General features: G+C 34.4%; 15 protein-coding genes. All 15 read right to left on the reverse strand.

Annotated elements, in window-relative coordinates; genetic code table 11:
• Positions 1–7: 7 nt before the first annotated feature.
• The 15 genes from guaB to ACFSW4_RS01130 all read right to left on the reverse strand — a co-directional run bounded on the left by guaB (position 8) and on the right by ACFSW4_RS01130 (position 13830).
• Positions 8–1474 carry an IMP dehydrogenase gene (gene guaB / locus ACFSW4_RS01060; protein ID WP_377326896.1) on the reverse strand — a complete coding sequence of 489 codons (1467 nt, stop codon included), beginning with the start codon at positions 1472–1474 and terminating at the stop codon, positions 8–10.
• Positions 1475–1612: 138 nt separating this feature from the next.
• A complete protein-coding gene (locus tag ACFSW4_RS01065) occupies positions 1613–2719 on the reverse strand; it encodes a Nif3-like dinuclear metal center hexameric protein (RefSeq protein ID WP_377326898.1) in 1107 nt (368 codons plus the stop codon).
• A complete protein-coding gene (locus ACFSW4_RS01070; RefSeq protein WP_377326900.1) occupies positions 2706–3413 on the reverse strand; it encodes a tRNA (adenine(22)-N(1))-methyltransferase in 708 nt (235 codons plus the stop codon). Before ACFSW4_RS01070 ends, ACFSW4_RS01065 begins: the two co-directional genes overlap by 14 nt.
• A gap of 72 nt (positions 3414–3485) precedes the next feature.
• Positions 3486–3848, reverse strand: coding sequence for a c-type cytochrome (locus ACFSW4_RS01075; protein WP_054752992.1), 363 nt, complete (start codon positions 3846–3848; stop codon positions 3486–3488).
• A 106-nt stretch (positions 3849–3954) separates the two neighbouring features.
• Complete coding sequence (locus ACFSW4_RS01080) at positions 3955–4488, reverse strand: hypothetical protein (RefSeq protein WP_377326902.1); 534 nt, start codon at positions 4486–4488, stop codon at positions 3955–3957.
• A 26-nt stretch (positions 4489–4514) separates the two neighbouring features.
• Positions 4515–5639, reverse strand: a complete 1125-nt coding sequence (gene rpoD, locus ACFSW4_RS01085) for an RNA polymerase sigma factor RpoD (RefSeq protein WP_054752996.1) — start codon at positions 5637–5639, stop codon at positions 4515–4517.
• Between the two features lie 36 nt (positions 5640–5675).
• Positions 5676–7490 carry a DNA primase gene (gene dnaG / locus ACFSW4_RS01090; protein ID WP_377326904.1) on the reverse strand — a complete coding sequence of 605 codons (1815 nt, stop codon included), beginning with the start codon at positions 7488–7490 and terminating at the stop codon, positions 5676–5678.
• A 358-nt stretch (positions 7491–7848) separates the two neighbouring features.
• Entirely contained in the window at positions 7849–8649 is an 801-nt protein-coding gene (locus tag ACFSW4_RS01095; RefSeq protein ID WP_377326906.1) for a pyruvate, water dikinase regulatory protein, read from the reverse strand.
• A 12-nt stretch (positions 8650–8661) separates the two neighbouring features.
• Entirely contained in the window at positions 8662–9285 is a 624-nt protein-coding gene (locus tag ACFSW4_RS01100) for a helix-turn-helix transcriptional regulator (RefSeq protein WP_279401507.1), read from the reverse strand.
• A 175-nt stretch (positions 9286–9460) separates the two neighbouring features.
• Positions 9461–10204: a DNA repair protein RecO gene (recO, locus tag ACFSW4_RS01105; protein ID WP_377326908.1), complete on the reverse strand. Its 744-nt coding sequence runs from the start codon at positions 10202–10204 to the stop codon at positions 9461–9463.
• A gap of 15 nt (positions 10205–10219) precedes the next feature.
• Positions 10220–10369, reverse strand: a complete 150-nt coding sequence (locus tag ACFSW4_RS01110) for a YqzL family protein (protein ID WP_279401508.1) — start codon at positions 10367–10369, stop codon at positions 10220–10222.
• Between the two features lie 162 nt (positions 10370–10531).
• Positions 10532–11440 carry a GTPase Era gene (gene era, locus ACFSW4_RS01115; RefSeq protein WP_377326910.1) on the reverse strand — a complete coding sequence of 303 codons (909 nt, stop codon included), beginning with the start codon at positions 11438–11440 and terminating at the stop codon, positions 10532–10534.
• Between the two features lie 124 nt (positions 11441–11564).
• Positions 11565–11888 (reverse strand): diacylglycerol kinase family protein, encoded by a 324-nt coding sequence (locus tag ACFSW4_RS01120; RefSeq protein ID WP_377326912.1) that lies wholly within the window; start codon positions 11886–11888, stop codon positions 11565–11567.
• A 19-nt stretch (positions 11889–11907) separates the two neighbouring features.
• Positions 11908–12378: an rRNA maturation RNase YbeY gene (ybeY, locus tag ACFSW4_RS01125; RefSeq protein WP_054753003.1), complete on the reverse strand. Its 471-nt coding sequence runs from the start codon at positions 12376–12378 to the stop codon at positions 11908–11910.
• Positions 12379–13830 (reverse strand): HD family phosphohydrolase, encoded by a 1452-nt coding sequence (locus ACFSW4_RS01130; protein ID WP_377326914.1) that lies wholly within the window; start codon positions 13828–13830, stop codon positions 12379–12381.
• Between the last annotated feature and the right edge of the window lie 9 nt (positions 13831–13839).

Raw genomic sequence — 13839 nt, forward strand, 5'->3', positions numbered from 1 at the left:
TACAAAATTAAAATGAATAATTAGGAGCTTCTTTTGTTACTTGTACATCATGTGGATGACTTTCTTTTAGTCCTGCGTTTGTTATTCTAACGAACTGTGCTTCTTCTCTTAATGACTTTAGATTTGACGCACCACAATATCCCATGCCTGAGCGCAGCCCGCCAACTAACTGATAGAGTGTATCTGCAACTGGACCTTTATAAGGAACTCTTCCTTCTATTCCCTCTGGGACAAATTTTTTATTTTCCTCTTGGAAATATCGGTCTTTACTTCCTTTTTCCATTGCACCAACAGAGCCCATTCCTCTGTACACTTTATATCTGCGGCCTTGGAAAATCTCAGTTTGTCCAGGGCTTTCACTTGTACCTGCTAGCATACTACCAAGCATTACAGCATGACCACCAGCTGCTAGTGCCTTAACTAAATCGCCTGAAAACTTAATACCACCATCAGCTATGATAGGTACGCCATGCTTTCTAGCCTCAGATGCACAGTCATAAATAGCTGTAATTTGCGGTACTCCAACACCTGCAACGACTCTTGTTGTACAAATAGATCCTGGTCCAATTCCGACTTTTACTACATCTACGCCAGCATGTATTAACTCTCGCGTAGCTTCAGCAGTAGCTACATTACCTGCAATCAGATTAACGTTTGGAAAGGCATCTCTAATTGTTTTAATCGACTCTAAAACTCCTTGAGAGTGACCGTGCGCTGTATCAATGACAAGAGCATCAACTCCTGCTTCAACTAATTTTTCAGCTCTAACGAGCACGTCACCAGTCACTCCAATAGCGGCACCGACGATTAGACGCCCTTGTGAATCAACTGCTGAGTGAGGGAACTCAATAACTTTTTCAATATCTTTAATGGTGATTAACCCTTTTAATGTCCCAGCTTGATCTACTAAAGGAAGCTTTTCAATTTTGTGTTCTTGTAAGATATGCTCTGCTTCTTCTAATGTCGTATTAACAGGTGCAGTAATTAAGTCTTCTTTAGTCATCACATCAGCGATTCTAGATGAATAATCTTGAATAAACCTTAAATCTCGATTTGTAATGATGCCAACTAGTTTTTGGTTATCTTCATCATCCACAATTGGAACTCCAGAGATGCGGTATTTACCCATTAGGTGTTCAGCATCGTAAACTTGATGCTCTGGCGTTAAGAAGAATGGATTTGTAATGACTCCCCTAATAGAACGTTTAACTTGATCAACTTGATCAGCTTGCTCCTCGATGGACATGTTCTTATGAATAATCCCAAGTCCACCTTCACGGGCCATTCCAATAGCCATTTTGGCTTCAGTCACCGTATCCATACCCGCACTAATAACCGGTGCGTTCAATTTTAGTGAATCGGTTAACTCTACTTTAAGGTCAACTTCTCGAGGTAACACATCTGATTTAGAAGGTAGTAATAAAACATCATCAAATGTTAAACCTTCTTTTTGAAACTTTTGCTCCCAAACCATTATTTTAATCCTCCCCCTTATTTCATTTTAAATAAGATTATCAACGTTACATCTTAAATGTCAACATGGAGGAAATAAGTTATAAGATTCAAAATAAACAGAAAACAAGCAGAGGTTATAAAATAACCCCTGCTTGTTTTAGATAAAAGTAAACGGCTCTGTGATTGTGGAAGATGATATATAGTCTACATCTAAATCCTGACTACGTTCTTTTAAGATTTTCAGTAGTTCGCTTTTCATAACTTTCTCGATGTGATGACCAGGATCAATAACATTTAATCCTATACCAAGTGCATCATGGGCCGTATGGTAATACAAATCACCTGTAATTAAAACATCTGCTCCTTTAATTTTAGCCTGATCAATATATTTATTTCCATCGCCACCAATTACAGCAATTGTTTGTACTTTCTTAGAATGTTCTCCCACCATTCTTACATAAGGTACATCGAATGACTTTTTAACATACTCAGCAAAATCCTCAAGTGCTAAAGGTTGATCTAACTTTCCAATTCTACCTAATCCACGCTTTATGCCTGGTAATTCTACTGGGTAAACATCATAGGCCATTTCTTCATACGGATGAGCATCCACTGAGGCATCTATCACCTTTCTTAAAATCGACTTAGGAACAATTGTTTCCATTCGTACTTCTTGTACTTTTTCGAGTTCACCTTTTTGTCCTATATATGGGTTAGTACCATCTAATGGTTTAAACGTTCCTGTTCCAGTTGAATTAAATGTACAGTGACTGTAATCCCCTATGTGTCCCGCTCCAGCATTAGAAAGAGCATCTCTTAGTTGGTCTTCATGAGTTTGAGGGACAAATACCACTAACTTAAATAAAGGTTCTTCCCCTGTCTCAACTAAAATATCTGTATGCTTAATACCAAGCTGATTCATAAGCATATCATTTACGCCACCTGTTGCAATGTCTAAATTCGTATGTGCAGCGTAAACAGATATATCATGTTTTATCAACTTTTGAATAATTCTTCCTTTTTCACTATTTAGATCTATCTTTTTTAAAGGTTTAAAAATAAGGGGATGGTGTGCAACAATCAGATTGACGTCGTTTTCAATCGCTTCATCAACAACACTTTCTAAAACATCTAAAGCAATCATTACTTTAGAAACTTTAGCATTCATCTTACCTACATGAAGACCAATTTTATCCCCTTCAAAGGCATAAGATTTTGGTGCGAAGTCTTCAAGCAAGTTAATGACATCCTTAACGGTCGCCATAATTGATTTCCTCCTTAATCCATTTTACTTGTTGAACGAATTCCTCAAGTTTTTCACTACTAACATTAGTAGATTGCTTCATTTGTTCAATAATTTTTTCTTTTTTATGTAATACATTTTCCCATTTTCTATAAAAAGCATCGGGTTTCTTAAGGAGTAATATTGGACCTAAATACAGCTCTTTAGGAGTATATTGGGTGGACTGATTATCAGGTTCCAAAACAACAATTTCATAAATATAGCCTTCTTCATCCAAGATTTCCTCTTCAACTATTTTAAAATTGTAATTCTTAGCAAAGCTCCTTACAGATTGTGCATCAATATTTGGTTGTAAGATTAGTCGTTTAACATTAGATAGTTTAGATCTACCGTTATCCAATATTGACGTGATAAGTGATCCTCCCATTCCAGCAATGACAATTGTGTCTGCTTCACCCTCTTTTAATATGTCGAGTCCATCTCCCAAACGAACGTCAATTTGTCCTTTAAGCCCAATTTGATTGACTTGCTGTTGAGCCGATTCAAATGGTCCTCCATTCACTTCTCCAGCTATTGCATTTACATGTTCATGCTTTAAACATACGTAACAAGGTAAATAGGCATGATCAGAACCGATATCAGCTAAAACTTTAGTGTCTTTCGGTATGTAGTTTGCTACAGTCATTAATCGTTTAGATAAATTAATTTTCGTCATTTGTATGAAATCCTCTTTCAGTTTAAAAAAGTCCAGAAACATGGAATATGTCCTGGACTTTTCATTACTTTTCTACTCTTTCCCATTTAACAGCCATTCGGCTATGACTTCTGCTTCTTCAGCATTCGCATAATCACCTGTCATTAGGTTACTACCTTCAACACCGTTGTTAATGATATCAACTAATTCCTCTTTAGAATAACGATCTCCAACAGTATTTAAGTTAGGCGCATTACCTGAACCGCTTAGGTCAGCACCGTGACAAGATGTACAGTTGTTTTGTTGTACTAACTCTGCCGGATCCAGGGTACCTTCATTACCACCTTCACCCTCTGCTTGGTCCATTTGAGCTAGTCCAACTCCACCCATTACAACCATTGTAACAATCCCTAGTAAAGCAATAAGTGCATATGGCATAACTAAATTTTTCTTCATGTTATTTGCCCTCCTTCGTTGCGCTATATGTATACGGATATAAATTCAAACTATATTTATTTTACTCGAAAAATCCATAAACTAAAAGGGAGAAATTGTGAATATTTTATATAACATAATAATTTATTAGTAAAATTATAATACCAGTCATACCTGATAAGATTAAATAACTAAATCGTTTCCAAAAACCAATTGTTATCCAAGCAAAACAATTTATTAAAGTTATTAATGCTGGATGAATACCCAGATTAAAAATAATGTTTAAATTTAATGATCCCGTTAATACAATAGATAACAGGACTATAATCGATAAATGGAAAATAAATTGATTCAATCTATAAAAGATCAACATATGAAAAGATGCAATACTTACTGTAAAAATTATAACAAATAATTTAACCCATTGTTGAAATTCATCATTTAATAATAAAAAAGTTGAAACAGGGAGTAAGAGCACTAAGAAGGTTAAGTCAATATAATACCAAATATTGCTCTGCTTCTTAGATACTTCTGATTCCGAATTACCTTCCCCCTGAGTATATAGCATTAATAAAAAGTCGCAATATTTTTCTGGTAGAAGTTTGGACTCTTTCCAATACTTTATTTCTTTAATAATGACCTCTTTACGATCAAAATTCATGCTTTCCCCATGTTAAACTTAGACAATTATTCTAAAAAGTCCTTTAAGCGTTTACTACGACTAGGGTGTCTAAGCTTTCTTAAGGCTTTAGCTTCAATTTGACGAATTCGTTCCCTAGTTACTCCAAAGACCTTACCAACTTCTTCAAGAGTTCTTGTTCTACCATCATCTAAACCAAAACGTAAACGTAATACATTTTCTTCTCGGTCAGTTAGTGTATCTAATACATCTTCCAGTTGCTCTTTTAGCAACTCATAAGCAGCATGATCTGATGGTGACTGAGCTTCTTGGTCTTCTATAAAATCACCGAGGTGAGAGTCATCTTCTTCACCAATTGGTGTTTCTAAAGATACTGGTTCTTGAGCAATTTTTAAGATTTCTCTTACTTTATCTGGTGTTAAGTCCATTTCTTCAGCAATTTCCTCAGGAGTAGGTTCACGACCTAAATCTTGAAGGAGTTGACGCTGAACGCGAATTAATTTATTAATCGTTTCTACCATGTGAACAGGAATACGAATGGTTCTTGCTTGGTCCGCAATAGCACGTGTGATTGCCTGCCGAATCCACCATGTTGCATAGGTACTGAATTTAAAACCTTTACGGTAATCGAACTTTTCAACGGCTTTAATTAAGCCCATATTACCTTCTTGGATTAGATCTAAAAACAGCATGCCTCTACCAACGTAACGTTTTGCAATACTAACAACTAAACGCAAGTTAGCTTCAGCTAGTTTTTGTTTAGCAATTTCATCGCCTTGTTCAATGCGATGAGCTAAATCAATCTCATCGTCAGCTGATAACAGGTCAACTCGCCCAATTTCTTTCAGATACATCCTTACAGGGTCATTTATTTTAACGCCTGGTGGGACACTTAAGTCGTTTAAATCGAACTCTTCTTCCTTTTCGATTTTTTGCATGTTAGGATCTTCGTCATTTTCTCCTATAACGTCAATTCCTTCTTCTGCTAGGGTTTCATAAAATTCATCCATCTGTTCAGAGTCTAATTCGAAATGGCCTAATTTATCAGCTATTTCTTCATATACGAGAACACCTCGCTTTTTACCAATCTCAAGTAGTTGTTCTTTTGACTGGTCAAGTGTTAGCTCTTGTTGTTCAAGATCTTGATTTTGATCTACTGGCTTGTTTGCCATTTATAACCCCTCCTTCCAAACTGGTTACTGTTCAATTCATGTCATGTTTTTCTTTTTTAATTCAATTAATTTCATACCGATTCGAGCTGCGGATTGATGATCATTTTCTTTTTCTGCCTGTATCAACATCTGCTTTAATGTCCTAAGCTCTTGACTGGATTCACTTTCTCGCTTTATTGCTCGAATGTAATCATCCAATTCTTGATCACTAAAAGATTCATTTATAGGAATTAAAGCTAATTCTGTAGCCAATTGTTTGATGTGATCATCATTAAGTCTTTCTAAGAATTGACTTACACTCGGCTCGTTCCCTTCCTCATAATATGCATATAAATAAGTTACTAATACCTGATGATCCTCAAGATTAAATGAGGAACCTAATCGTTGTTGAACTTTATCAGCTACATATTCATTCTGTAACATATGAGAAATTAAGTGACGTTCAGCATTCTGATACGCACTATATAATTTCTGAGGTTTCTTCCACTTATTATGCTCAATGCTCTTATTATTAACATGATTATCATGGTCTTTTGTACGTTGCATTATTCTTCTGCGATTTTCAATTTCTTGAAGTAATGTCGATCGGTCAAGCTTAAACATTTCCTCTAAGTCATTTAAATAAAAATCACGTTCAACTGCTTGATTGACTGTCGCAATGATATCTAAAGCTTTCTCAACGTATTGGACTCTATCATGGTCAATATTTAAATTGTAGTTCTTTTTTATATACTGCAACGAAAACGATACATCATTCTCTGCTGACTGAATTAAATTTTGAAATGCTTCTGGACCATGTTTTTCAAAAAAATCATCAGGGTCCATCTCATTAGGTACATTCGCCACTCTTGCGTTCATTCCTGCATTTTTTATGATTTTTGCAGTTTTAAAACTTGCTTCTCTACCTGGAGCATCTCCGTCGTAACATATAATGACTTCATCGACATAATGACTTAATATCTTTGCGTGTGTTTCAGATAAGCTTGTACCCATTGTTGCAACAGCATGGTGAACTCCTGCTTGATAAGCTTTTATCACATCTGCATATCCTTCAAATAAAACAACTTGATTAAGTTTTTGAAAATATTTTCTTGCTCTGTGGAAATTATATAAGATTTTTCCTTTATGAAATAACTTTGATTCAGGGCTATTTAAATACTTGGGTTCTAGATGATCTTGAATCGATCTTCCTCCAAACCCGACAACTTTTCCTTGATGGTTGTGGATAGGAAAAATAACCCTGCCTTGAAATCTGTCAAAAAAGCTATTCCCATCTCGGCTGTTTAATAAACCGTATTGTGCCAAATTTTCGAGTTCAAACCCTTTTCCTTTAAGGAATGCACTTAAAAATTGGTCTTTGTAGGGTGAATACCCTAATTGAAACTCTTCGATAGCGTCTTTAGAAAATCCTCTATTTTTAACGTAGTTAAGAGCATCTTTGCCATCTTTAGTGTGTTTCAGTACATGATGAAACAATTTATTAGACCACTCATAAGCGTCCAATATGTTTTGTTCCTCACTAGAGTAAGAAGGTCCTTGCTGCCTGATCCATTCATCTGGTAGAGAGTCACCACTTTTATCAGCTAAATGTTTTATTGCCTCAACAAAGGATAAGTTCTCAATTTCCATGACAAACGACGTTACATTGCCGCCTTTACCACAACCAAAACAATGAAAAATTTGTTTTTCTGGTGAGACGGAAAATGATGGTGTATCTTCTCCATGAAAAGGACATAAACCGAAGTAATTACGCCCCTTTTTAGTCAATTTAATATAGTCGCTAATGACATCTACAATATTGTTGTTCTGAGTTATTTCATCTATTTTTTCTTGAGGAATTCTGTTCACCATCTACATCACCATGTGATTAAATTCGATATTCTTTCCTAAATACCTTCAAACATCGACAAAAAATTATGTTGTTAAAAATATTGTCACAAACGGATGGACTTTATATTCTATGTATACCCCTCACTCATAAGTGAGAAACTAATTAAAGTCGATTTAATCTATAATTCTACTTCTTTCCACAAATAACGATTATAACTTATTCAATTCGATTATGCGAATACTTTGATTGAAGTCTTAATATTTTAAATATATTGATAAAGCTGGAACTTCAAATTATTATAAAGTAAAAAAGAAACACCAATACAGATATCCACGATATCACATATTAGTGTTTCAATTTTTAAAATGTCATCTAGTGTTATTTCTTGAGTTTTCGTAAAATAACGTTCGCTGTTTCTTCAACTGCTTTATTGGAAACATCAATCGTATCACAGCCAATTTTGTCAACAACTCTATTAAAATAATTGATTTCTTCTTGTATACGTTCTTTTTTTGCATAGTTAGCCGAACCATTCAACCCTAAAGCTTTTAATCGTTCAGTCCGGATATGATTTAATTTCTCTGAGCTAATTTTAAGACCAATACACTTATCTGGATCTACTTGAAATAACTCTTCTGGTGGTTCTACTTCAGGTACAATTGGTACATTAGCAACCTTTAACCGCTTGTGCGCTAAGAACTGTGATAATGGTGTTTTAGAGGTTCTTGATACACCTATAAGTACTAAATCTGCTTTTAATATGCCCTTAGCATCTCGGCCATCATCATATTTAACAGCAAATTCTATTGCTTCAACACGCTTATAGTAATCTTCATCTAATTTATGTACTAAGCCAGGTTGAAGTGTAGGTTTTTCTTGTAAATGTTGTTCTAACTCCTCTAATAAAGGACCAATTAAATCGATAGCTTTAATATTATACTGAGCAGATAAATCTTTCATTTTCTGTCTAAATTCTGGTTTCACTAATGTATATGCGATAATTCCATTATTCTCATTAGCTAAATTAAAGGCATCTACCATTGTAGCCTCATCATCAACATATGGGATTCTTTGGATTTTAATATCTTGATTGGCAAATTGACTCAAAGCAGCTTTCCCTAAAAGTTCCGCGGTTTCACCTACCGAATCTGACAACACATAAAAAATCATATCAGCCATCCTCCTTGATTCTTACTCATCTCTGACTAAATCCACAAATGCTTTAGTGACATTGGTTTTTGTTAATCGGCCGACCACTTCTTGACCATCTTCACGTTCTACGACAACTGGAAGTGCATCGATCTGATTTTCGATTAACTTCGTTGCCGCATCGACTAATAAATCATCTTTATAACATATCTTAATTTTAGGGGTTCGTGTCATAATAATATGTACAGGTACATCTGACAACTCTTGATTTCCCATAGCTGCACGTAATAAATCTTTTCTAGACAAAACACCTACTAAATGTGCTTGATGATTCACGACAAATAACGTACCAACATCCTCCAAAAACATGGTTGTAATAGCATCATACACAGATACTTGATCATTGACAACCACTGGAACAGAATGTTGGTCTCTAACTTTTAACTTCTTTACTTGGTCTGAAATGATTTCACTACCTGTTTTCCCTGTATAAAAATAACCTACTCGAGGTCTAGCATCTAAAAATCCAGCCATCGTCAGAATCGCTAAGTCAGGGCGTAACGTTGCCCGAGTTAAATTTAAACGATCTGCGATATTTTCTCCAGTAATGGGTCCGTTTTCTTTTACAATTTCTATAATTTGTTCTTGTCGGTGTGTTAATTCCATTATTTTTACCACCTCTACAAAATCTGACATACTATATTTAAATATTATATACTAATTTATTGATCGAATAAAGAAAGAAAAATTCGCCCCTTAAACTTATTTAAGCTTCTAATCATGTAAAAAGCTTAAATCAATCAGTTTATGGACGAATGAGGTAGTAAAACTAAGTTTTACTTTATTCAAGTAAATGCATTTGATCAAGAAATCGTTTTGATTTAATTGGCATACCGCCAAACCTGTCATAATATTGATCTAAAAGCTCTCTAATAAAGACTAACGTTTCTTTTTTTATATTTAAATTACGGATACGCTTAATGCTCGTTTGACTCATCAGTTTTATAATTTTATGTATATGAGGTGTTAGTTTAAAATAATCTTCTGCACGATAAATGCACTGGTCACAAATAACGCCACCTTCAGTAATTGAAAAAGCAGCAATGGGTCTATCATCGTGACCATTAACACAAGTGTCTAAGACAGGTGCGAACCCTCCTACATAATACATCTTCAATTCAAACATCAGCGTGATCGCTTGTGGAGGGTCACCCTCTGATACTCGCTCTAAACTGACATATAATTCATCAAAAATATGCTTACTGGGTTCTCTCTCGTTTACGATTTTTGATAACAATTCACACATATAAGAAACATATGCTGTTAACATAATGTCTTCTCTTATATTCCTCATGCTGTGTATTATTTCGCCTTGATGAATTGTCCCTAGACCTTTACCTAATTGAATTAGAAAGGATCCATATATAAATGGCTGCGTAATAGCAGCCATTCGACTTTTAGACTTTTTAGCACCTCTTGCAACTGCACTAATTAAACCAAACTCCTTAGTGTATAACGTGACTATTTTGTTCGTTTCTCCGTAGTCTTTTGTTCTTAATACGATTCCCTCAACTTTTTCAAACATCCGTCTCCCATACCTTTATTGGTTATTATTTGCTAATGATGTCTTGGACTGATTTAAATCGCTCTTTTGGTGCGTACTTTTATAGGCTTCCTCCATTTGTTTCATCAATAAATACGTTTCAACACTACCAGTTTTACTAAAAACTTTCCAAGGTAAATCGATCATCAAAATCTCCACCTTTCAGATTTATTGATCACAAACAAATGTCCACTCTGCTTGATACACACTTTGTCAAATGTGTTTTCAATCAGGATGAAAACATTATGATTTAGTCATATTGTCTCTCATATAACGGACTTCATTAGTTAAAAAAATTACCAGTTGACATTAGTACTCATCTTCGTTATAGCCATAATCTTTTAAATGAGTCATTCGATTACGCCAATCTTTCTGAACCTTAACCCAAAGCTCTAAATAAACTCTGGAACCAAGCAAGCTTTCAATATCTTTACGTGCTTCTGTTCCGATTTGACGCAACATTTGACCTTGTTTACCTATTATTATTCCTTTTTGAGAAGACCGTTCCACAATAATCATAGCTTGTACATTGATGACATGGCTGTTTTCTTCTGGTTGTATACCCTCAATGACAACGGCTATAGAATGTGGTATTTCCTCCCTAGTATGATGCAAGACCTTTTCACGAATTAACTCACTAATAATAAATCGTTCTGGGTGGTCTGTAATTTGATCTTCCGGATAAAATTGAGGTCCTTCAGGTAAGTAACCTTCCATAACCTCTAATAGATGATTTACATTATTTCCGTTTAAGGCAGAAATTGGTATGATTTCCTGAAAATCAAGCTTCTCTTTATATAAACTAATAAGAGGAAGCAATTCATCAGGGTGAACTTCATCAATTTTATTAATGACAAGGAATATAGGTTGATTAACCTCTTTTAACTTATCTATAATAAATTGATCACCTTTGCCAAAACCTTCTTTTGCATTAATCATAAACATAATAAGATCAACTTCATTGAGGGTATTAATTGAAGATTGAACCATAAAATCTCCAAGTTTGTGCTTAGGTTTATGAATTCCAGGAGTATCAATAAAAACAAATTGAGAATGTTCAGTTGTGTATACGCCTTGAATTTTATTTCTTGTTGTCTGTGGTTTATCACTCATGATCGCTATTTTTTGTCCTAACACATGGTTCAAAAAAGTTGATTTCCCAACATTTGGTCGTCCAATAATCGCTATAAATCCAGATCTAAAGTTGCCATTATTCATATTTTTGTCTCTCCTAGCTTGGTTTGATTTTATTTTACTATAAAGAAAAGAAGATTTCATTTTGTTCGACAAAAGATATCGATAAAAGACAAAAGAGTATTCTATAAATACGAATACTCCAAAATTAAAAGAAAGTTATAACTTTAGGAACAAAGATAATCACACCTACAATGGCTGCAAAAATAGAAGCTAATAATACAGCCCCGGAGCTAATGTCTTTAATATTTCTAGCTTGTTCGTCACGTTCTTTAAACAAAACGTCTGTTATATTTTCAATTGCTGTATTCAATGTTTCAGCTATCAAAACAACTGCTATTGCAAGTATGATAAATAACCATTCAATTGGTTCAATTTTTAACCATATTCCTGTGAATATGACTACTAACATGCTAACAATGTGTATTTTCATATTGAATTCAAGTTCTATTGCTTTATATATACCACGCAAAGCATGCTTAAAACCTATTTTACGCATCACGTTTCAAACCAAATTCTTCCAAAATATGTTCTTGCCTCTCAAACATTTCTTTTTCTTCTTCAACAGTTTGATGATCATAACCTAATAAATGTAGAAAACCATGCACAATCAAAAATCCTAATTCACGTTGATAGGAATGATTATATTCTTTTGCTTGTTCTTTAGCTTTCTCTAATGAAACAATAATATCTCCAAGATGTTCAGGTAAATTATCACCCACAATTTGAAGCTCTTCTTCACCTGTTTCTTGCATCGCAAATGAAATAACGTCTGTGGCAGTGTCTTTTTGTCTGTAATCTCTGTTAATACTCTGTATTTGTTCATTATTAACAAATGTAATGGATATTTCAGCTTCTGAGTTTACTTCTTCCATATCTGCTGCATAATTAAGTAAATCCCTAAGGAGCTTAAGCTCATCTTCAGTTACTTGGTTCATCTCATCAATAAAATCGATATTCATTTAGTGACCTCCTAGAGTTGACTGCAAATTTTTATCCTTAGGATAATCAATTCTTTGGTGGAAGATTCCATTTAACATATCACATATATCATTTTCGATTGTTAAAATTTCATCAATTGTTAAGTGACAATCGTTAAATTGTCCATCTAACAGACGATCATAAATTATAGTTCGCACTATTTTATGGATTTCTTCGTTAGTTGGGTGTTGCTTTGATCTCACAGCCGCTTCAACAGAATCACAGATATTAATAATTGCCGCTTCTTTTGACTGTGGGATTGGTCCATCATATCTAAAATTATCCTCATCCACGTTTGGTTGACGTTCTCTCGCCTTATGGTAAAAGAATTTTAAAAGCGTCGTACCATGATGCTCTTGAGCAATCTCGATGATTTCTTTAGGTAAACCGTATTCTTTTAATAGACGTGCAGAATCATTAGGATGCTGAAGAATGATTCTCGCACTTTCTTCAGGTGGTAATGAATCATGCGGATTATTTCCGCTTTGATTTTCAATAAACATATGAGGCTTAAGCGCTTTACCAATATCATGATAATAAGCTGCCACTCTTGCTAATAATCCATTAGCACCAATCGATTCACATGCTGATTCACTTAGATTTGCAACCATAACACTATGGTGGTAAGTTCCAGGTGCTTCAACTAGCATTTTACGTAGCAAAGGATGATTCGGATTAGATAATGTTAATAGCTTACTCTCTGTTAACATGTTAAATGCCGCTTCAATTAACGGTAAAATGCCTAACGTTAGAATAACTGCCAATAAAACCGAAACCATCGAAAATACAAGGGATAGCATAAACTCCGGCGTCATGGCCATCCATGTATTCCAAGGCTCCAATTCAAATATAGTCACTAAAATTAAATGAACAGATATTAAGGATGTAGCTGTTTTAAGTAATGTCTTTCGATCTTTAATTGATTGAAACATAAAAACAGCAAACCATTGCGAAAGTAATAAATAAACAAACAGCTGATACATATTAAAATCGGTAGTCATAAAAATAAAACTACCGTAGATTGACGTCACAACTGATGTCATTAATGCGAAGCGTTCTGTCATGAAGTGCTTAACTAAAATTGAAAAAGCAGCAATTGGAGTCAAATAAAAGATATTTGGTAAGTCGAGGCTAATAACTTGTAAGGCATACATGGTTAATAGCAAGCCAGTTCCAAGAAACGTGAACGTTATAGCTTCTTGTTTAGACCAGCTTTCCTTTTGTTTCACTTCAATATGTAATACAAATCCTAATAGTATACCAATACTAATACCTATAAGAAATTCATTGAAAGTAACTAAGCTTTGAATATAATGAAGAATCATAAATGCGATAAACAAAGTTGGTGTAATGAAAATTGAAAGCAAATCACTATATTTTAGTTTACGTACATTAAATAAAACTAATGGTTTATGACGATTTACTAATTTCATCAATTACAC

Source organism: Piscibacillus salipiscarius (genome assembly GCF_042685285.1).
In the GTDB taxonomy this organism is placed as follows: domain Bacteria; phylum Bacillota; class Bacilli; order Bacillales; family Alkalibacillaceae; genus Piscibacillus; species Piscibacillus salipiscarius.